This window comes from Dulcicalothrix desertica PCC 7102, assembly GCF_003991905.1.
GTDB lineage: Bacteria > Cyanobacteriota > Cyanobacteriia > Cyanobacteriales > Nostocaceae > Dulcicalothrix > Dulcicalothrix desertica.
In genome coordinates, this window is the sequence record NZ_RSCL01000029.1 from 102,275 (window position 1) to 122,874 (window position 20,600).

Sequence of the window (20,600 nt, forward strand, 5' to 3'; positions counted from 1 at the left end):
TATATGTCTAATTCATGGAATGAACGGGTAATGCAGGATTTATCGGAAGATGCTGCTGTTGAAGAATCATCAAAAGCTAATGATGATTGGTCTGATGTAACTAAAGATTTACTAAATAGTTTACCTCAAGTTTGGACGAGGGGAATACTATATTTTTTATTCTTTTTTATTTCTATTGCTTTGCCTTGGGCGATGTTATTTCAAGTTGATGAGACTGGTGCAGCGAGGGGAAAACTTGAACCTAAAGGGAAAACAGTTAAACTTGATACTGCTGTTGCAGGAACTGTTGCAAATGTTTTGATTAAGGAAGGCGAAACTGTGAAAGCAGGAGAACCTGTATTAATTTTAGATTCAGAATTAGTACAATCGGAATTGCGTCAAGGCAAGGATAAATTAGAAGGACAGTTAAACAGACACTCTCAATTAAAGATTCTCAAAAACCAATTAATTGTAGCACTATCAACTCAAGAACAACAAAGTCAAGCGCAAGAGTTAGAAAAACAGGCACAAATTGAACAAGCGCAACAGAATTTTATCGCTTTAAAAAATTCTTACACAGTTCAGAATGAAGAAAAGTTAACACAAGTCAATCAGGCAAAACAAGCGATTGAAGAAACTCAAACAGCTAGCAAGTTAATGGAAAGTAGCTTAACTAGTGCCCAACGAGAAGTAGAACGCTATCGCCAGTTAAAGGAATTAGGAGCAGTACCGGAAATTAATGTTGTTGATAAGCAGGATATAGCCAAGGAAAGGCAAAGACTATATGAAAAAAGTCAGTCTGATATTAAACAAGCTGGCTTACGTTTAGCGGAACAACAAAGTAACTATGAACGAACTATTCGTCAAGCCAAGGCTGAAATTGAACAAGCATATTTACGCTTAAAGGAACAACAAAGAAGCCATAAAACCTTAATTCACTCTGGTAAGCTAGCTGTTCTCAAAAGTGAAGAACAAATAAAAAATCTAGATACAGAAATGATGGGATTAAATGCAGAAATCGCGCAAAGTAGAAACCAACTAAAAAGCCTACAATTACAATTACAGCAAAGGAAAATAACATCGCCCATAACAGGTAAAGTTTTCCAACTACCAATTCAACGTCCCGGTTCAGTAGTCCAACCTGGAACAATGGTAGCAGAAATCGCCCCCGAAGGTTCTCCATTAATTATTCGGGCAACAATGGCGACAACAGAAAGCGGTTCTTTAAAAAAAGGATTACCAGTCAAAGTAAAATTTGATGCCTATCCATTTCAAGACTATGGCGTTATCGAAGGAGAATTACTAGATATTTCTCCTACTACTATAGATGTGGACACACCTAATGGAAAAATATCTGCATATAACTTAGAAATTATCCTGAAACAAGATTGTATGCCTAGCAATAATCAATGTATTCCTCTACGTCCCGGCGATACAGCAACGGCAGAAGTAATAGTTCGTCAAAGACGAATTATAGACTTCCTCCTCGACCCATTCAAACAATTAGATAAAGGAGGCTTCAAATTGTAAACCCTCTTTCCGCGTACTCCTTTGTCTGTGCGGTCAATCAATCAATCAAAATATTTGAAGCATTTGGAGCAACATAATGACACAAACAATCACCATCACCCACGAAGAAATCATCCACGAAATCAAACTATCCTGCAAAATGCCTGAGATAATCGAGCAAATAATTACTCGTAAAGCGATTGCAAACGCTGCAAAAGAAGCAGGCATCGAAGTTACCAACGAAGCACTCCAACGAACAGCAGACGCTTTGCGATTAATAAGTAAACTCGAAACAGCTGAGGATACCTGGGCATGGTTAGAAAAATTTAGTCTGACTTTAGATGACTTTGAACAAATCGCTTACACAAACTTCATTTCTGCACAATTAGCCAATCATTTGTTTGCAGATAAAGTTGAACGTTGCTTCTTTGAAGATCAGCTAAATTATGCAGGCGCCGCTCTGTACGAAGTTGTATTAGATGATGAAGACCTCGCGATAGAGCTATTTTATGCGATAAAGGAAGATGAAATAAGCTTTCATGACGTTGCTCGCCAATACATAGAAGATAAAGAACTACGTCGTAAAGGGGGGTATAAAGGAATAGTACACCGCAAAGATTTAAAGCCAGAAATTTCTGCTGCTGTTTTTGCAGCTAAACCACCACAACTTCTCAAACCCATAGTCACCTCCAAGGGAGTTCATCTCATTTTCGTTGAGGAGTTAATTCAACCTAACTTAGATGACAAATTACGCGCTACAATTTTGTCTGATATGTTCTCAGAATGGCTAAAACAACAAATAGAGCAATTTGCAGTATTGGAGCAATTTGAAGTTATTTAATAGTATTAGCCAGAAAACCTACCATTAAAAGGTAGGTTTTTTGTTTCCAAAATAATCTCAAATAAAAAATGCCTGTATCTTAATATAATAAAGATACAGGATATATAGTGTTTTACTTGATTAAAACTAAAATCTAGAGCAATTTAGACACTAATCTTACTGCACTTTAGTTAACCTTGGAGTCAGGTCTGGAGTCATGGGAGTAATAGTAATGGGTGTAATAGTAATGCTATTACCAGTTCCACCTTTAGTTATATTTAGCTCTGTCTCTGTAAGTTCATTAAGATAGCTTTCTGAATCCATCAATAATTCGGCACCAGAGTTACGTAGATTGGAGATAGAAATTGTAGCCATTAAACTTGTACTCCTTATTCAAAATTGTTTGACCTTGCTTAAAATATTGAATTGCTTATCTCATTTCCATCATTTAAATAGGATGGGGCTTGAGTAAGCGCAAATACGCAGAATTATCAGAGATTATTACTAAGACTTTTGCTGTTGAGACTAAATCTTGGTTCGTTTTTCAACAGCTACAAGTTATAATCTACAGCAGTTTCTTTAACTGTTTAATAAGCTCTGGACTTGCCAGTATAATTGGAATTGTAATAGGGCTAGGAGAAAATCCACCTTTTGTACTACTCAGTTCAGCTTCTGTAAGTTCATTAAGATAACTTTCTGAATCAGCAAATAAGTCAGCACCAGTGGCATGTAGGTTAGAAATCGAAATATTAGCCATTAAAGTCGTATTCCATATTCAAAATGTTTTAGTTCAGATTAATTCATTACAGTTCTTCTATAGGGTAGGCGTTCACGAAATATATCCTCATGAACGCTCTTTTTGAAAGAACTGTAGATTATCTCGACAGTCTTTCGGCAATTGCAGTCGTGATAACAACAGCTGCGTAAACAGCAGCAGCAGCAATAATACTTCCACCTTTAGTTTCATTCAACTCAGCATCTGTAAGTTCACTCAGATAGCTTTCTGAATCAGCAAATAAGTCAGCACCAGTTGCACGTAGATTAGAAATCGAAATAGTAGCCATTATAATTTTAGTCCCAATTTAAGTTTGAGTTAGTTTTTATAGGATAGGTTTGATGAATTTTTTTATTACCAAACCCTATCCTAAAAGAAGTGTTAGCTATAGCAGCGTAATTTCTTCTTGTTATACTAATTTTTTAGCAACCGCAGTAACTGCCTTGGTTGCTTGGTATCCTATTGCAACACCTATCACAAAAACAGCCGTAGCAAAAAGACTTCCGCCCTTAGTTTCATTCAATTCAGAATCTGTAAGTTCATTAAGGTAGCTTTCAGAATCAGCAAATAAGTCAGCACCAGTTGCAGATAAGTTAGAAATAGAAATAGTAGCCATTGACGTTATGCTCCGTATTTAAAGTATTTGAGTTTGGAATCAGCTTTTAATCTCCTCTTCCTATTACTATAATCTGTTATTTAATAGATAGTTGCAAGGGTTAAATCAATAACTAAATAACAAAAATGTTATAGTTATATTTCTGGCTTAATCTTTTCTTCAAATTAATCGATTTTACATCCTCTTATTTGTGGTTTTTGTCAAGATTTATATAAAGGATATAAAATCTAATTAAATCATTATGTTCAATTAGCTTAGAAAACATAACAGGACTTATGCAAAAATCCTAGAAACCTGGTTTCTTTGTCGATGACTTGTAATAAAAACGACGATTTGGCGTAGAAACCAGGTTTCTTTACGTAAGTCCTGCATAAATTGAAAAGGTAGCAAGAAGTATTTTAAATTAAAAACCCGTATCTTAATACATTAAGATACAGGTATATAAGATTAATATTTAATTTCTAAACAATTACGACTTATATAGCAGTTCTAAATCATTTGTAAAATCCAAACGGTGTAGAGACGCGTTCACGGAGTGTACCGCAGGTAAATTTCGCGTCTCTACATTTAGGATTGCTATAGTATTAGAGTTGAAACTGTTGGAATAGAGTCGTAGGATATTTAGGTATTGGAGTCATTATATCTGTCGGGCCTACTGTAGGTGCAGTAATATAAAAATATCCACCTTTAGTCATATCCATTTCGGTTTCTGTCAATTCATAAAGATAGGTTTCTGTATCTGCAAATAATTCAGCACCAGAGATACTTAGATTTGAAATATAAATTTTAGCCATTGAAGTTTTACTGCTAATGAAAGTTGTGTGTTTATTTATGATTGCAAATGAGTGCCTGCATCTTAATAAAATAAGATACAGAACATCTAGTTACTAAAGCTAAGTACTATCGCAATACAGATACTATTGAAGTAGTTTTAAGTATTGTTGTTGGTTTAAAAATAGGTGAAATACAAATACATCCACCCTTCGTCATATCGAGTTCACTATCTGTCAGTTCATGAAGATAGGTTTCTGTATCCAAAAATAATTCGGCGCCAGAGGTATTTAGATTAGAAATAGAAATTGTAGCCATTATAGTTTCCTTATTCATTAAAGTTGTGTAATAGGAATAGGCATTAAATCGCCTCTTCCTATTACTATAATCTGTTATTTCATTACTAATTTCAAGGTTTTATCCAATAAATAATGAACAAAATAATTATACTTTTATGCGTGATATAGTGTTTTTATTCCCGTCACATATTGTATTTAAGCTAATTTGTTATCTGGGTGATTGATTATGTGATAACAATCAGAATATAATTGAAACACTCTACTTATGCTATTTATAGAAAAATCTATTTCAATTATTATTTGCTTATCATAAAAAACCCTGTACTTTAAAGTAAGAAACAGGGTTTTGTTGATAGTTGGGCTTGATGCCCCTTAAATCATCTAATAAGAGGTCTAAAGTCTAACTACGAACTCATAAATATCCTCAGAACCAGCATTCAAATAAGCCCGTTCCACATCAATACCCAATTGCGAGAACTCTTTAAGGATAGCCTTCATCTTCCCTGCTGCTGACTTATCGTTCTGATACCAACTTTCCAATAATCCATTCGCCACAATTTGACATCTATTCATGCCAAAACTTTCTTGAGTACCAAATTTCTGGTCGGGTTCCTCTGCTAAACCTAGTCCCGGTGCGAGTTGTTTGGTAAATAAAGGTATTTCAGGTACAAAATGCGATTGATTTTTCTGATAAACAAGCTCTAAAACTTCTCTAGCTGCTAGAAAATCTTTCTTATCAAAGTATAATACACCAGCATCATAACGTTTATAATCGCTTGGATTATAGAGAACTTTGAAAGTAAAGGGAAGAGCAATAGCATTTAACTGCTGGGTTAAGTCACGCATAACTTCCACAGCTCCAACCGATGTGAAATTAAAGTAGATACGTGTTAATTGCTCTTCTGAGTCTTGGTGACTGTGTATTCCTGCATTAGCTACCGCCATGTAAAAGCCATTTTGCACTACATTTTTTGGTAAACGAATTGCGACTATTTCACCAACTGTTGCAGATTGCTCATGAGGTTGCAGGTGCTTATCTCTATGTATATGTAGTCTTAAAGCTCCCTTTTTTACTGCTAAAGTGCCATCCTCTTCTTCCTTGATAACAGACCAACCGGGGTCAAAGTAACCATCGCCGGAATTACTTTCATGCAATTGCTGGTAAAATTCTAAATTTACTCCTAAAAATGTATTATTCTCCATATCTAGGAGCAAACTATTTTCATCTGCATTTGGCGCCAGTATATTTTGCAAATACCCATTGTAATAAATGCCATAAAGAAAACTACGCAATTGCAAGCTCATATATTTCTGCTGCATTTGCTCAGGTAGTTTCTGAAAACGCTCAACAACCTCAACTGGTAGTTCTAAGGCTTTATAATCTGGATGGCGAATCGAGAAATCTGAATGAATTTCTACTTTGTTAACGATATCTTCTAAAACGTCTAACAATCGCCCAGTTAATTGATTTGATGGAATATTCAGTAATTGTGCCATTTGTCAATTGTGGATTTATAGAGTGTTTAAAGTATTGGCGCCAAAAATAGTAGGCATTGATTCGTAAGGACGACACAACAAGCTTTTCGCCACCTGAAGCATGACAATACCGGTATTACCAAAGGATTTTTGGTATTGAATCATAGCTTGAATTTGTTGAACTAAGGCAAACCCTGCAAATTGAATTGTTCGCTTTAAGAAATCTGGTCGGTGTTCTATAATTTCTGGGAATTTTTTTAGATAGGATTGGATTAATATCAAAATTGAAGGTTGAATTTTGTCTAAGGGGGTTATCGCTAAACCTAGAGATTCATCAATGCTCAAAGATTTGCTAATAACTAAGCTACCTAACCAAATTTGTATATAGCTAGCGATGATAGTACCTAAATCAAAAGCTGGATCTCCCCAAGCTGAACGCTCCCAATCTATTAATCGCACACTAGAGTCTGTAGTTTCTTCCCAGTTATTATGCACCAGGATATTATTGAGTTTTAAGTCATTGTGGACAAGACAAGAAGCAGTAAAGGAATTCGCGACCTCCGCTATTGCTTGCCCTAAACTGTCATATCTTTGATACAAAGCAAAAAATTTCAACCCATCACCTGGTACTATTCCAAAGATTTCTGGGCTAATTCTTTCCAAACTTTGTTGTAAATCTTTCACCATGTCAATTTTGAGATTATCTGGCTTATCAGAGAAAAAATCTTGATATTCTTTGCAATTGAAAGTCTCACCATGAATAGATGCTAAAAGGGTACCAATCGTTGCTGCAATTTTACTATGAAAAGTCTGCTCTTTTGTATAAAAGTCCATCAAATCTCGATATTGATCTAAATATTTAAAGACAAGAATTGAATTGGCTCTATCAAAATATAATATCTCTGGGAGAAATGGACAAAGATGATTGACTGAAGAAAAATTTAGTAAGAATTCTTGAATTTTCCACTCTCCTAAAAATTCTCCATGTGCTTTTCCTTCCTGGTTATGACGTTCCTGTTTAACAAGAAATTTTTCGTCATCTAAAAAAGTAACTAGTAAGTTAAAATTTTTAGCCGCTAGTGGTTTTACTTTACTTAGAGGGCGCTCTAGCTGATTGCAATGTTTGACTAAATAATCGCAAACATTCTGCTCGTTTATTAGAAATGTCATCATAAGTTACTGCAATATTGCTCTCTATTCTACAAAAAAATTAGAGAATTCTCCGTAATTATGCAATTATTGATTAGGCATAATTGAAACTTTTATGTTCTCACATTCAATCCATCCCACAAGATGGTTAAACATTTCTTATTGATAGCATAATTGTTTTGGTAAATCTTGACGTAGCTGGGCTAATTCGGAAGAAGGTTTAAGAACAGAATATGCTTCCTGTAATGCATCAGACCACAAACCCTTATCCGCAAAATATTTAGTTTTTTCCAAAGCTATAGTTTCGGGATTCGCTCCTTTCTGTCTCTGCAATTGTTCCAAACGTTTTAATTCTATAGTAATGCGATCTCGCTGGTTTGCTTCCATTATTTTAAAGTTGACAAACATTGTAGGAGCAGTAGCTTCTTGAGTTAAAAAGACTAACCAAGTATAAGTTTGACCAGGTTTCAAGGGTTCACCTTGATAAGTTATGCTTTGCTTACCAGCGACAATTTGAGTGCTTAAATACTTTTGATTATTTCTTTGGCTATTCGTTTGCCTATCTAGTTTACTATCCAAAGTTGCCACTGCTATTTTCTTAACTTGTCTGATTGGCTGATTTCCTCGACTGAGTTGGAATTCTCCATTGTGCCAAATAAATAGGGGTTTTGTATTCCAAATAATTCTCGTTTGAGAAGGGACATCTGGGGAAATAAGACATATTGATTGTTTGGGACGGGAACCACCTTTACGGGGTTTGATTGGAGGTTGAGGGTCGCGCGCTGGTTTAAAAATTTTATTCCAAAAGCCTTGTATGGTGGGAGTGATTTGGGCTGTTACTGTTTGAGGAGTGAAGAAAAAGGATAAACCAATAAATAAAGGAATAAATCTTGTAACTGATAATGTGGAAGTTCGCAATATTAATATATTTTTGTTCATGTTATTGATAAATCTAGTATTTGTGTGACCAGCTTCATTGCTTATTAGTTATTGATGAATATATGTCTTGACTTACGAACAGCACTTAGAATGTAGAAGTAAAAAGTTATTGTTGGCAATAACCAAGGTAAGATAATTGCCGTTGATGATATGTAGAGTTGTAAACTAATTAATGCATAAGCTATAGAACTCATATTTAATAGAATCAATAATTTACGTTTTTGTTCCGGATTATTTAGGATATATTTATGACTAAGATACTCGGAAGTCAATTTACCTAGTAATACCGCTAAAGCAATCACCCACAAATCGGGAATTGGTACAACTATTCTGTTATTAAGGTAGTGATGGGTCATGTAAGCGTGAACTTCGCCACCCGTAAGGACGACACGATTATTATTGGGGTTCTCTTGGTTGAGCCAATAACTCATCGCTGCTGGTAGCTCGAAATTATCCTCACTATCATTTCCCGTTCCCGCTTCTTCGTATCCTCCTGGTGCAATTATCGCGATTCGCTGTTGTAATTTCTGCGGTAAGTTGTTTTTAGTTGGATTATCCAGTAATTCCCATGTAGAGATAGTTTGATAAACTTGCTTTGGGAGAATGGAAAAGTCTACTATTGGATGCAACCACATTTGCTGGAGGTTGTAACTAAAAGCTGTTATTGGTTGCAGTTGGGTTCGCTCCGATGAATTTTTTTTACTATTACTTGCACGATTAATATAATTATTGATTTGTCGCCACAAATCTTGTTTACTTGTTAACTGTGGTTGAGGTGAGTTGGGAAATTTACGTAACTGTTGAGAAGTCGCCAAAACAGCAGCAAAAGGTCTGGGGTTGGAGCTAAATTTATTAATAGGTAATAGTTGCATATACCACCCAGGCAAAAGTTCCATTTCTCCTTCCATACTCCAGTTGAGACTAGCAATTTTGGGATGAACGTTTAACCATTTGCCTTGAGTGTCGCGAGTTGTAATGAATACAAAACGTATCGGTTCATATGAGTCCTTTAATCCTGCTTGGAGCGACTTGTTTAAAAGAAAATCGTTTTTAAAATCTGGTCGATCTAATAGATAATCTATACCGACAACAGATGCTTTTAATTCTACTAATTTATCGACAATCTGCGCCATATATTTACGGTCAATCGGTCTTGGATTTAAAATTCCAGCTTTTTTAATTGACTCGTTATCTATTTGTAATAGAAGTAGAGGAGAAGTGCTTTTTGTATCGACTTGGTTAGTTAAATTGCGATATATTGCTTGCATTAAAACTCGTTTTTCTAATAGCCAGGTTTGTACGGGAAGTTGTAAACTAATTAATGCTAAGGCTGAAATTGTGACCGTTTCTAAAAGTGTTGGTGTTAGTTTTTTTAAATATTGTTTAAATCCAAAGGGTTCGAGATGAAATAAAGATGCATCGGGATGACGAAATAAGGAAGGAATTAAATAAGAACTGGGATAGGTGAGATTTTTCTCTATTTTGAGATAATCGCAAGCTGCTAATAATGCTTGATGGACATCTTGATATTGAGAGACATTATTTAAAAGCTGGACAAAAATTTCTTCGGCAACCCGATTGTGTATGGGTTCACGCATAATTGCAACTTGACTCAAACCCAATTCAACTAATTTATTGGCGATGCTTAAGCCATCACAGGAGTTGAACAAAGCAAACTGCAATCCATTTTGAATTGCTACAGATAAAGGTTGTTCAATTTCACTTAGCATAATTGTGGCATTGGGTGCGATTGATATTTGTCCTCCCGTTAAGTCCGTTTCCCGACTGTGACCAGCAAAGAATAAAATATCCCATCCCTGGCTATTTTTGAGTTTTTCAACTATTTCGTATTTGAGTTTATCTATATCTGTTTCTCCTTGTGAAGAAATTAAATCGACTTTAATAAGTTTTTGTAATGATAAAATTGCTTGTTTCTCTTTCTCGAAATTTAATCCGCTATCGTCGCCAAAAATAGCCAATACTCTTACCTTACCTGGAGTTCGTTTGACTAGTTTGACACTTTGTTGAATATTAATCGGTTGACGAACTATACGTAGTTTGTTTGCCAAAAACTGAGAACTAATCTCCCATGTTTCCCAAGGTAAGCGTGTTAATTCGAGAATATTACAACTAATAAAAATATCTATATAACTACTTTTTAAGATGCTTTTATCTTGATTGTTTGTACCTTTACTATTAATATTATTGACAGTTAAAATTGAGCGAATATCATATAATTCCTTGCTGCGTAACCATTGATGAAACTCATATAATAGCTTTGCTTCGGCTTGCACTAATTCGGCTTGCCAATCCACAGGAGGAGGCGCCACAACACCAATATTAATAATCTTTCCCCGTGATTCTTGGCTGTAAAAATTATGATAGATACGCTGCCATATTTTGTAGTTAGCAATAATATGTTCGGGATAGATAAGTTCGGCGGTTATTTTTTGATTATTATTCCATGTGAGTTGAAATAAACACTTGTTTTCAACTCGTTGAACTTGCAAGTAAAATTTACTCATGATAATGACCCACTTATCTAATATCAAATGCAAAGGTTGGTAATGTTACCTCAACTCCATCCGCTATATTCACACTAACAATAAACTTTTCATCCCAAGTACCAGATACAGCAGTAAATAAGTAAGAATTTACCTGTTGAGAATTTACCTGCTGTTCGCTCAAAATTCCGGTTTTATCGCTAAGTCTAAATATCAAATTATTCGGTAGAGTATTTGGTGCAGGGGCGCCCAATATTAAGAATAAGCTCCAGCTATTTGGTTCACTTTCTGTTGAAGAATTCCAAGCTACGGCATATATCCTCAATAAATTTCCTGCCAAATTAAAATTATGATGTCCGCACCTAGCTGTGTTAGGAATTTCTACGCCTTGAGTGTGTAATTGCGATTTAATAGCTGCAAATTCTGCGGTCGGACTGCGAAATTCACTGGCTGGTGATAAACCAATTAATTCCCATGATAATGCTTCCCCTAGTTCATCTAATTCTCCCCACAGCCAACGTCCTAAATTTATTGCCGGTTGGGTAACTAATTTGATGAGGTCGGCTAAATATGTTTGTAATTTTTTTTCTCTCGAACTATTGGTTTCTAAATTAGCATTATCTAAATTATTCGTTTGTAATTGATATACCCATTTCAACAAATCTGGAGAAGTTACAACAGCACTTCCTTGTTGCCAATTTAAAACTTGCCAAAGTTCGGTTTCTGGTGGTTGTAACTGGGGTAAGAATCTCGCTAACTCACTTGCCATTGCAGCTAATTCTTGCTTGCGATCAACAGTTAGCGCAGGTAACAAAATTGCCTCTGGTTTTAGAACACGTAAATATAGTAATAAATTATTGGGTTCTGCTTCAAACCAATCTAAGGGGATTTGATACGTCCAATCCGATCTACCCCCTATATCAGATGAGCTAGAAGACGAATTGGAAATATTTTCCTTTAACTGCTGATAATTCATTACTCCTCGAACAATCCCAGCTTCTTGTTCCTCTGCAACTTCTAAAAGTACATAAAAATGAGGAACAAATTCGGGTATATCTACGACAAATCGTGATAGAGATACTTCCTCGTCAAATACACTATCAAGAGTAATTAAACAAAGTTTGAATTGACCGACTTGTAAATTACTTATGATGGGAAATACGTTCATTAATTCGGGTTTAGCAATCGTTGATTCTTGCCAATTAACCGTAAGATGATTATCTCGTTCTTCCAACCATTTTTTTAAAGTTAATAATCCCAAAGCATTCAAATATGTTTGCCATTGACGGGAATTGTCTGGTATTTGCTGGCTTAATTGTATTGCCCACTCAATATCTTCAATCTCGATACTCAGAGCTTCTGTAGATAAACGTTCAAATTCAAAAGGCATTGGTAAAATCTGCATGATTTTGGAGATGTCTATTATATAATCACGGTTTCTTGGTTTTATGATTTGAGCGCAAATGCTCGCCTAGTTTTTAGTATCTAATTGTTGGCAAAGTCTTTGAGAAAAAAAACTAACTGCACAATTATTTTGCATACTTGCCGCTTCTACTTCGGCTTGGTAAATGACGTTGCCAATTTGTTCGTCCAGTAATTCTGCAATTGTTAATTCTAAATTTAATAGGTTTGTAGGAGTTGAATACTTTTGTGCCAACTCGATTACTCTAACTTGTAATTTTACTAAGGTTTCCTGACGGACATCTGCACGAAACTCCTTGAGCTTTAATAAGCGGGCAACGGCATCTTGAGCGCGTAAATTTAATTGCTTGGCTATATTACCCATCGATAATCTCTGACAGTGAAATAATTGTAATGCTGTTAAAAATTGCTGTACTTTTTCTGTATCTTTTTTTTGTAGTTTTTCAGAACGATATGCAATTACGGTATGCAAAGCACTATCGAGGCAACTTATCATTTGAGAACGATACGTTTTTAAAAACTCATTTATCTCATAAACGTCTTCTGTTGGATTAATTATATTGTTTGAATTAGTATCAGGAACTCGATCAACAAAAGTAGAATTTTTATACAATTCCGCATCTAAGGATATCGTTTTAAAAGAAGCATTTCTCACATGAAGCCGATACTCGCGCAATCGCTCGGCTAGATTTTGTAATTTTTGCATAACTACCTTGGTCGATAAACCATTAGATAAATTATCAATTGCTTGTGTTTGTAAAATTTTAATCATTGCCTGTAATTGCTCGGTTCTGGGTGGATTGCACTTACCTAAAATTTTGTAATCGGTACGTTGGCATAATCGTTCGGTACGATAAATTTTGTGATATGCCTCCAAAAGTTGCTGGGCTTGCTTTATTTCTATATTTGTTAAAGAATGAAATGAGCCTAAAATTTTTGGTAATTGCTTAATTTTAGTATCATTGAGAATTGCCCAATCACTCATCAAATATAATCCGCGCTCCAATAAATATTTATTCAGTTCTCTGTGCTGTTTGACTTTCCGATTTGTCCAAGTAACGAGACTACTTTTATCTGGATCGAAATTTTCTAAGATTTCTCTAGCCAAGCATTTATAACCTTTTGATGGCTCCAAACTGCCATCATCATCAAGAACATAACCTAATAAATCACGACTTTTAAACCCGTGAAAATCACCAAATTGTTGCTCTAATGATAAACAAGTTTGTTCAATCTGCCAAGAAATAAAACAGAGTAAACAACGCTGGGCAATTAAACTAGAACCACTGGAGTTATTATGAGATAATTCCAGTAATTGCTTTTGAATAAAAATATCCGATTCGGAATTAATATCAAAAGAATTAGCAAAAGTTTCGTTAAAAAATATCTTTGCTATCTCAATTTCTTTGCATTTGCGTTTGTCATCGTTACTGGGCAGGATGAGAGTGTAGTATTTTAGCTTGTTCATTTCCCAATTTGTTTACAATTATTGTTTTTGGCTTATCTCCCCATATCTCTATATTGCTGTCATTGCTTCTTAACTCTTAAGGCATCGGGGGGTATGCAGCTTTGTTAATATACTTCGCGATGGCGCCAAATTACTACGATTCTTCGTCAGAAACGCCACGCGAACAATTAAAAAACCATCGAAAATGGATTTGAAGTTTTGGCATACCTCCTTTTAACACCGGAAATATATACAGTTTAACGGAGTTCGATGGCGGTAGCTACTCCCTGCGAGAGCAATCGCATTCGTCACCTTGCCTGTACTATTTTTAATCGAGCAGCGGTTGCCTGCACTAGACATCTCCGGAAAACAGAAAAGACCCCTCTCCAAACCTCCCCCCGCAACGGAGAGAGGCTTTAAAACCCCCCTTCCCTCGTAGGATACTGTGCTGGCGCCAAACGGTGTATTACCCAGGGCAAACGCATCTAAAAAAGGTTAAGGGGATATTGACAAAAGTCGATGTTAATGTATTAAAAATTATCTGAGGTTATTTTTACAGAAAATAGTTAAATTTTACATAAAGTAGACTGTTTGTACGAAAGTATGGTTATATTGTTTAATTGACATTAAAAAACAAAGTTGTTGGGATTATTTAAGGCGCCACCACTGGCAACGTTTACCGTAATGAAAGGTTGGAAGATATCTCTACCTGTGAAACCATCTGCATCAATTTCGACTTTGAAGTTATTGCTGATGCTACCCTCTACAACTCTAACGTAGCCATCGGTAAAGGCATTAGTTCCAGTGTAACCACCACGTACCAAGCTATCGAGTAATTGTGTAAATACAATTGTATCTTTGCCAACCTCGAAGTCTGTAATGGTGTCACCTTTGTCACGAATGCTTGTGTATACAAATTGGTCATTGCCACCTTTACCAGTCAGCTTATCTGCACCTTGTAAACCTATAATGCGCTCGCCTTTTGAACTACCTGTAAGTTCGTCATAACCTGATGTGCCAAGAATTTCATTATTGCTTTGTGTAAGCTCTATGCTTCTTATTGCTGTAACAGGCGCCGTATTTAGTTCTTTGAGAGAGACTTTTTTATCTTTAAACTGAGCAAACTCAATATTAGTTAGGGTGTCTGTTCCATCTCTTTTTGTGCCACCAATATGGGCAATAGTAACTGTCTTTAAGTCTGTCTTGGAAAGAGTAAGTTTATAATCGTTGTAGTTACCAGAATAGACGGCTATATCTCCGTTACTACCTCCTCCATCAAGAATATCGTTGCCTTTACCACCATCGAACTTATCATCTTTGGAACTTCCAGTCAGCTTGTCTGCTCCATCACCGCCAATAATAACAACACCATTATTCTTATATTCTATTAAGGTAGCCTTTGTTGATAAATAGTTAAATGGATAAGCTGTGTATTTTTCATTCAGCTTGTTAAAAAATGATGCTGCAGAAATGGTGTCGGCGCCTACTGTGCCATATAAAATTGGCTTATTACCTTCGAGAAATTTTGTACTACCATTGTTAAACAGTTGATCTGATAAAGCACCCATGTCCAAAAGTAATTTAATAGAATTAAGACCTTTCCAAGTTGACATTTTTACACGGTCATTATCAAATGACTGCTTATTATATGTTGTCGTTGGAAGTGAGCCAACAAAGTTGATATTTACTGTTCTACCAATACGGGATGGGTCAACGCGCGCTTCAAGATATGGATTACCTGCACCTGCAATTGCACCTCCTCCAATAAAATCAAAATTTTCCTGACGACCCTTCTGAAATTCAACGGCAAAGTTCTCTATTCTCTTTGCACCGTTTGCTTCAACAATAAATTTTGCATTATCAGAAATTTGAAATGACTGGGAGTTGTAGACATAAACCCGCTGTGCATAATCATCAAAACTGTCTTGATAATCAGTTTGCCTCATATCCCAGTTTAAGTTACTTACCTTTAACTTATTAGCTACCTCTTGTTTGGTGTAACTTCCAGCGGGGACTAACGGGGTAGACGACCCTGGATTAAAAAATTTTTGTACAAGTTCAAACGTAGCTCCTACAGCAAACCTTCCTGCACCAGCCATAAAATCTTTTTTATCAACATTAACAGAAGTTACTTTTGGTAATGTTAATGGTCGAATTAGGCTATCATTCACAAGATTTTTAGAAGTTGTTGTTGTTCCATACAAATATAAATTAGTAACTTCTTTTGCAGTTAGGTCTGGCATAATTTTTATCCATTGTTATTTCTAAATTTTCATAAAAATGCTAATTAGCAAATTCATGTTATAAATATTATAAGTGCATTTTTCGAGATGTATTTTATAAGCGTATTGGTCTATGTCATTAAATTTAGGGTGTTGATTTGTAACGGATATAAACGCAGATAATTTATTAATTATAAACAAAATCTAGTCGTTAAAAATTAACCATTCGTTACATCTGTTCACCATCCGTTGCCAATAATTACTCCTGACATGTTAGATTTAGCACTATACCAGTATATCGCTTAGATAGATTATTTCCAAAGAGAAAAATGATAATAAGTCTAAAATCATATTAACTTTACACTTGAGTGTGGTTTAGAAAAGTATAAAGTAATATAGTTAAATATTATATGAAGTAGATTGTTTGTACGAAAATACTGTTATATGGATTGTAACTTATTTATGATTTTGATGACCCATAATTTAGAGACGTTACATGTAACGTCTCTACGTCTCTACTATTACTCGGCTACTCGCACAACTAACGCATAAGATTGAGGTTGAGTAATGCGATACGCGCGGACTATTACCTCTACTGTGGATGCGGGTATATCATTCCAAATAACCTGTTCAACATTATTATACCTATCAAATTCTGTAGATGTCGGCGCCATATTTCCATGTCGTTCTTGTCCATCAGATGTTTTGACAATTAAATCTAAGTCGTTTTGAAGTGCTTCTCCTGGATAGTCAACCCATACTAATGTTACTTTGAGCAGCGAGTCAGTATCTTTAATCTCAACTTCAATTTTTTCCTCTTCACTTGTATCAAGAGCAGTACCTTCATCTTTAAAAATAACTCGCTCGTTCTCACCTCGTGGCGCCACTGTTGCAGCTAAGTCAACTCTACCAAAACCTTCGGCAAAGTTAGGAATTTCTCCTGCTTCTGAGGGGACATATTGACCTGAGATATCTTTGGCGCCGTTAATAAGCATGGCTTTAACTAAAGCACCACTCGGAGAATTATAATTTTCTTTCTTTAGAAAATACTCTCTAACCACCGCAGCACAACCCGCAACTAACGGAGTTGCCATGCTAGTACCCGATAAAAATGCATAAAGGGGGTCTGTAGATGTGCCGTAAAATGGTTTTATATTTGCTTCTCGTGAAGCAGTAGATAAAATTACAGTACCAGGCGCCACAATATCAGGTTTAATACGGTCGCCTTGAGTTGGACCTCGACTACTAAAAGCTGCCATTCCTTCGGGGTTATCACACCAACCATCTGAAGCTATCGGTTCAGCACGATAGCGACCAAGAGTACTATATGGTTTTGATAGCTCAGGTCTGTTATTTTCTGTAGCACCAACTGTTATACAATTTTTGGCGGCGCCAGGTGAGGCAATAGAGCCATTGTCAATAACACCGTTTACATCTCTATCACGACCATCGTTACCTGCGGCAAAACAAATTACCATGTCTCGATGTTCCCAGACAAATTGGTCTACTTCTTGGCAATTAATATTGTATCTACCTGCAGTCGGGGCGCCCCAAGAATTAGTATGAACACGGGCGCCATCGTTTTCGTAAGGGACTTTAAATAAATCATTTAAATCTTCGGGTATACCTCCTAAACCTCCTCTGGGGTCTAAAAGAGATTGTAAAACAAGCTTGGCTTTGGGTGCCGTTCCTCTAATGGCGCCACCCATACTTTCCGAAAAACCATCACCTAACACCGAACCAGTAACGTGAGTCCCATGTCCATCAGGGTCAGAAGCTATTGCTTTCCCCAATGCATAAAGCTTGAGTACCCTACCTGTAAAAGCAGGATGAACATCCTCGGTAGAACCTTTATCAAAACCACTATCAGCAACTGCGACAATTTGACCTTCACCTTCAAACTTGGCGATGTCGTGGGTTTTATCTGCATTTATTACTGAATTCGCTGCATTATTATATAGTTGTGGTGCTACGTGTTCTTCAATATGTCGTACCTCATCTATTTGTGCCAAATCTTCTATATACTGTGCTTGTACCGAAAGCCTAATTGAGTTGCGCGCAAATTGTAAGTCATCAATATTAATTCTCGCAGCAGTCGCAAGGCGCCTTTTTAGGTCGTCATTAATTTCAACATTATTATGGAATACAATATCAACTTCCTTGGGTTGCCGTGATATTGTTTTATCTAACTCGCCAAGTTCAAGTAAATTTGTTCTTCTAGGGTCAACAGTTCCAGGACGTAATGCGGGTGCAACTTTAAAACCTTCTAAATATATGTTTGCCCATTGTACAAATGGTAAATTCCGAATCGCATCTAAATCAGCAGGTTCGTAACAACAAATATAAGCGTTTTCTGGTACATACTCAAGAATGGAGGCGCCGATATCAGCCAGTTGACTTTTTTGCTCGCGAGTCAAGGGTTGGGTTGCTTGGATTATTATATAGTTGGAGGTGGAACTATCTGGACTGATAAGATTGGCATATCCCATCGCATTGCTCTGCGCTTCTGGGTCTATGGAAATGCCATTGATAGTAATTTTTGCCATACTCACCTCATTTCTGCTTGACGTATAAATTTTATTACTTACTTTTTGGCGCCGTAATGTTTGTAAGAAAACGTAAAAAACGATATTTGATTATATAGTCATTTTTATTGTATAGTAATGTATCTTTTTTACCACAGAGACGTAGAGGACACAGAGGGAAGAGTTATTAGTTATTAGTAACATTAATTGCCAAATCTATAACTACGCTCATACTCGCCGATAGCTGAAAGCTATAGGCTAATAGCTTAAGTCCATTAAAATGGACTTGTAAAAAAGTGAACTTCAAAACTTGCTTATTATAAACTAGTGATTCATACGTAGAAGTGCAAGATTTGAGTTAGGGGAGACGGCTAATGGTTAATGTGGCGCCTGTGGTAAGGTTTTCTTCTTGTTACTTACTGTGGTCAAAAAAGTAAATAGGCGCCTGCGGTAAGGTGCGCGAAAGCAGTTTAATTTTTCGTTTCACTAAAGATTGTAATGGCGCAGAGCGCACCCTACTCTCATCCTGCTGCCGGAGCAAACCTACCAAATGTTTTATTACAATAAATCATCCGTTACATCCGTTCCAACATCCGTTGCCAATCTGCTACATTTTGTCAAAATTTGGCGACTTTTCCGTAATAACCGCAAGTGAGAGTGAAGTTATTTATAACCACGTGCGTCATAACCATAAAACTAGAGAATAATATGAAATCAGTAGTTTCGGAGCGCGCTGCCTTAACTTCTCAGAAAAAAATGAAAATTTGGAAAAAGCTGCCCAGTTTGGCTGGAGTCGGTTTATTATCTTTTGGCATAACCTTAACACTTTTTAATACAGTCGCAATTAAAGCGTTTGCACACTCAGCAGGGACAGAAATAAATATTACTCAACAAAGTGCAGCAACAAAGCAACGCAGAAATAATCGTCAATATTCAACTTTACGTCGTAATAATAAAGGTTTAGAAGTAGAATATTTACAGCTTCGGTTGCGGGAATGGGGGTATTATAGACAAAATATAACAGGCAATTTCGGCGCCGACACAGAAAATGCAGTAAAGAGGTTTCAGCAAGATTCAGATATTTTCCCTACTGGAGTAGTAGACGCTCAAACTTGGGACGCTATTGAGAGAAAACCAAATACAACACCAAGAACTTCGCAGCGTTGCAATAGACCTACATTACAACCAGGTGCAGAAGGTGAAGATGTACGAGAGCTACAGCAGCGTTTATATGACTTAGGTTACCTGAAAATTCGTCCTTCAAATTACTTTGGGCAAGCTACTAAACAAGCGTTAATTCGCTATCAACAGCAGCAAGACTTACCAGCAACTGGTACTGTAAACGCGCGCACTTGGGAAGCATTAAAACTTTCGTGTAAAGCTGAAACAGTTTTTGTTGTTGTAATACCAGTTAAAGATAGATTTACTTTGGCAGACGTAAAAGATTATATATCAGGCGCCTTTGTTTACAATACAGACGATGGTCCTTACATAAATGCAGGTCAGTTTCCTAACCAACAAAATGCAAGAAGACGCGCTGATTTTTTGCGCGGTAAGGGATTCGATGCCCAATTAATTAGAAGAAACAATAGTTAAAATGTATGGTGGGCAGTGCCCACCTTACTGTGAATCGAATTTTGAAATAGGTATTGACATGCGAAAAGCATCATAACTATATTATTTAACGTGGCATTATATCATCAAGTTTGAGTTTTATATTTGGGAAAAGTGAGGAAGTTATATTTTGACCTAAACGATATTGTTGTTGCTGGTATGTATCGCCCACTAACTGACAAACGGTAAAGGTAGGTTGTTTTGGCTTACCAATAAATTGTAAACCTCCTAGACCTAAAAAATCTATAATCCAGTACTCTTGGATACCTAGAAATGCATATTCTTCAACGACTAATGATATTTTCTTTTTGCTAGGGAAGCTACTTCAATTGCACATCCCCAAGATAATGTTACACCAGAACCACCATGTCCATAATTATGGATTATTGAGGAATTTGGTTCATATTCCAATCGTAAATTTTGTTTACGACTAGGGCGTAATCCTACTTTTACCAGGGCAAACGCATCTTAAATTGGCTTTGGGCAAGGAATAGCGGTCAAGTGGGAGCGCAGAGTTTCTTCAAATACGACTA

17 protein-coding genes and 1 pseudogene are annotated in these 20,600 nt (G+C 36.2%); 3 read left to right on the forward strand and 15 right to left on the reverse strand.

The window, feature by feature from the left end:
* Positions 1–30: 30 nt before the first annotated feature.
* Complete coding sequence (locus tag DSM106972_RS41550; RefSeq protein ID WP_411675391.1) at positions 31–1,509, forward strand: beta-barrel domain-containing protein; 1,479 nt, start codon at positions 31–33, stop codon at positions 1,507–1,509.
* Positions 1,510–1,585: 76 nt separating this feature from the next.
* The gene (locus tag DSM106972_RS41555; protein WP_127086198.1) at positions 1,586–2,329 is read left to right on the forward strand and encodes a peptidylprolyl isomerase; all 744 of its coding nucleotides are present in this window, start codon (positions 1,586–1,588) and stop codon (positions 2,327–2,329) included.
* A 156-nt stretch (positions 2,330–2,485) separates the two neighbouring features.
* On the opposite strand, the gene DSM106972_RS41560 is transcribed toward DSM106972_RS41555, so the two are convergent.
* The 14 genes from DSM106972_RS41560 to DSM106972_RS41625 all read right to left on the reverse strand — a co-directional run bounded on the left by DSM106972_RS41560 (position 2,486) and on the right by DSM106972_RS41625 (position 18,474).
* On the reverse strand, positions 2,486–2,683 hold the full coding sequence (locus tag DSM106972_RS41560) for a hypothetical protein (RefSeq protein ID WP_127086199.1): 198 nt from the start codon (positions 2,681–2,683) through the stop codon (positions 2,486–2,488).
* 190 nt (positions 2,684–2,873) lie between these two features.
* A complete protein-coding gene (locus tag DSM106972_RS41565) occupies positions 2,874–3,065 on the reverse strand; it encodes a hypothetical protein (protein ID WP_127086200.1) in 192 nt (63 codons plus the stop codon).
* Positions 3,066–3,183: 118 nt separating this feature from the next.
* Positions 3,184–3,372 carry a hypothetical protein gene (locus tag DSM106972_RS41570; RefSeq protein ID WP_127086201.1) on the reverse strand — a complete coding sequence of 63 codons (189 nt, stop codon included), beginning with the start codon at positions 3,370–3,372 and terminating at the stop codon, positions 3,184–3,186.
* A gap of 120 nt (positions 3,373–3,492) precedes the next feature.
* On the reverse strand, positions 3,493–3,699 hold the full coding sequence (locus DSM106972_RS41575; RefSeq protein WP_127086202.1) for a hypothetical protein: 207 nt from the start codon (positions 3,697–3,699) through the stop codon (positions 3,493–3,495).
* Between the two features lie 584 nt (positions 3,700–4,283).
* Positions 4,284–4,493, reverse strand: a complete 210-nt coding sequence (locus tag DSM106972_RS41580; protein ID WP_127086203.1) for a hypothetical protein — start codon at positions 4,491–4,493, stop codon at positions 4,284–4,286.
* A 106-nt stretch (positions 4,494–4,599) separates the two neighbouring features.
* Complete coding sequence (locus tag DSM106972_RS41585) at positions 4,600–4,788, reverse strand: hypothetical protein (RefSeq protein WP_127086204.1); 189 nt, start codon at positions 4,786–4,788, stop codon at positions 4,600–4,602.
* Between the two features lie 374 nt (positions 4,789–5,162).
* Positions 5,163–6,266 (reverse strand): T3SS effector HopA1 family protein, encoded by a 1,104-nt coding sequence (locus DSM106972_RS41590; RefSeq protein WP_127086205.1) that lies wholly within the window; start codon positions 6,264–6,266, stop codon positions 5,163–5,165.
* Positions 6,267–6,281: 15 nt separating this feature from the next.
* Positions 6,282–7,415 (reverse strand): phosphotransferase, encoded by a 1,134-nt coding sequence (locus DSM106972_RS41595; RefSeq protein ID WP_127086216.1) that lies wholly within the window; start codon positions 7,413–7,415, stop codon positions 6,282–6,284.
* A 138-nt stretch (positions 7,416–7,553) separates the two neighbouring features.
* Positions 7,554–8,333, reverse strand: coding sequence for a DUF928 domain-containing protein (locus DSM106972_RS41600; RefSeq protein WP_127086206.1), 780 nt, complete (start codon positions 8,331–8,333; stop codon positions 7,554–7,556).
* 44 nt (positions 8,334–8,377) lie between these two features.
* Entirely contained in the window at positions 8,378–10,858 is a 2,481-nt protein-coding gene (locus tag DSM106972_RS41605; protein WP_127086207.1) for a CHASE2 domain-containing protein, read from the reverse strand.
* A 13-nt stretch (positions 10,859–10,871) separates the two neighbouring features.
* On the reverse strand, positions 10,872–12,227 hold the full coding sequence (locus DSM106972_RS41610; RefSeq protein ID WP_127086208.1) for a DUF1822 family protein: 1,356 nt from the start codon (positions 12,225–12,227) through the stop codon (positions 10,872–10,874).
* Between the two features lie 81 nt (positions 12,228–12,308).
* Positions 12,309–13,727, reverse strand: a complete 1,419-nt coding sequence (locus tag DSM106972_RS41615; protein WP_127086209.1) for a hypothetical protein — start codon at positions 13,725–13,727, stop codon at positions 12,309–12,311.
* A 605-nt stretch (positions 13,728–14,332) separates the two neighbouring features.
* Positions 14,333–15,949, reverse strand: coding sequence for a calcium-binding protein (locus DSM106972_RS41620; RefSeq protein ID WP_127086210.1), 1,617 nt, complete (start codon positions 15,947–15,949; stop codon positions 14,333–14,335).
* 500 nt (positions 15,950–16,449) lie between these two features.
* Positions 16,450–18,474 (reverse strand): S8 family serine peptidase, encoded by a 2,025-nt coding sequence (locus DSM106972_RS41625; protein WP_127086211.1) that lies wholly within the window; start codon positions 18,472–18,474, stop codon positions 16,450–16,452.
* A 687-nt stretch (positions 18,475–19,161) separates the two neighbouring features.
* Between DSM106972_RS41625 and DSM106972_RS41630 the strand changes: the two genes are divergently transcribed.
* On the forward strand, positions 19,162–20,049 hold the full coding sequence (locus DSM106972_RS41630) for a peptidoglycan-binding domain-containing protein (RefSeq protein ID WP_127086212.1): 888 nt from the start codon (positions 19,162–19,164) through the stop codon (positions 20,047–20,049).
* An 85-nt stretch (positions 20,050–20,134) separates the two neighbouring features.
* Here DSM106972_RS41630 and DSM106972_RS41635 read toward each other — a convergent pair.
* Positions 20,135–20,356 (reverse strand): annotated as a pseudogene (locus tag DSM106972_RS41635) (Uma2 family endonuclease); the annotation flags it as partial.
* Positions 20,357–20,600 lie beyond the last annotated feature (244 nt).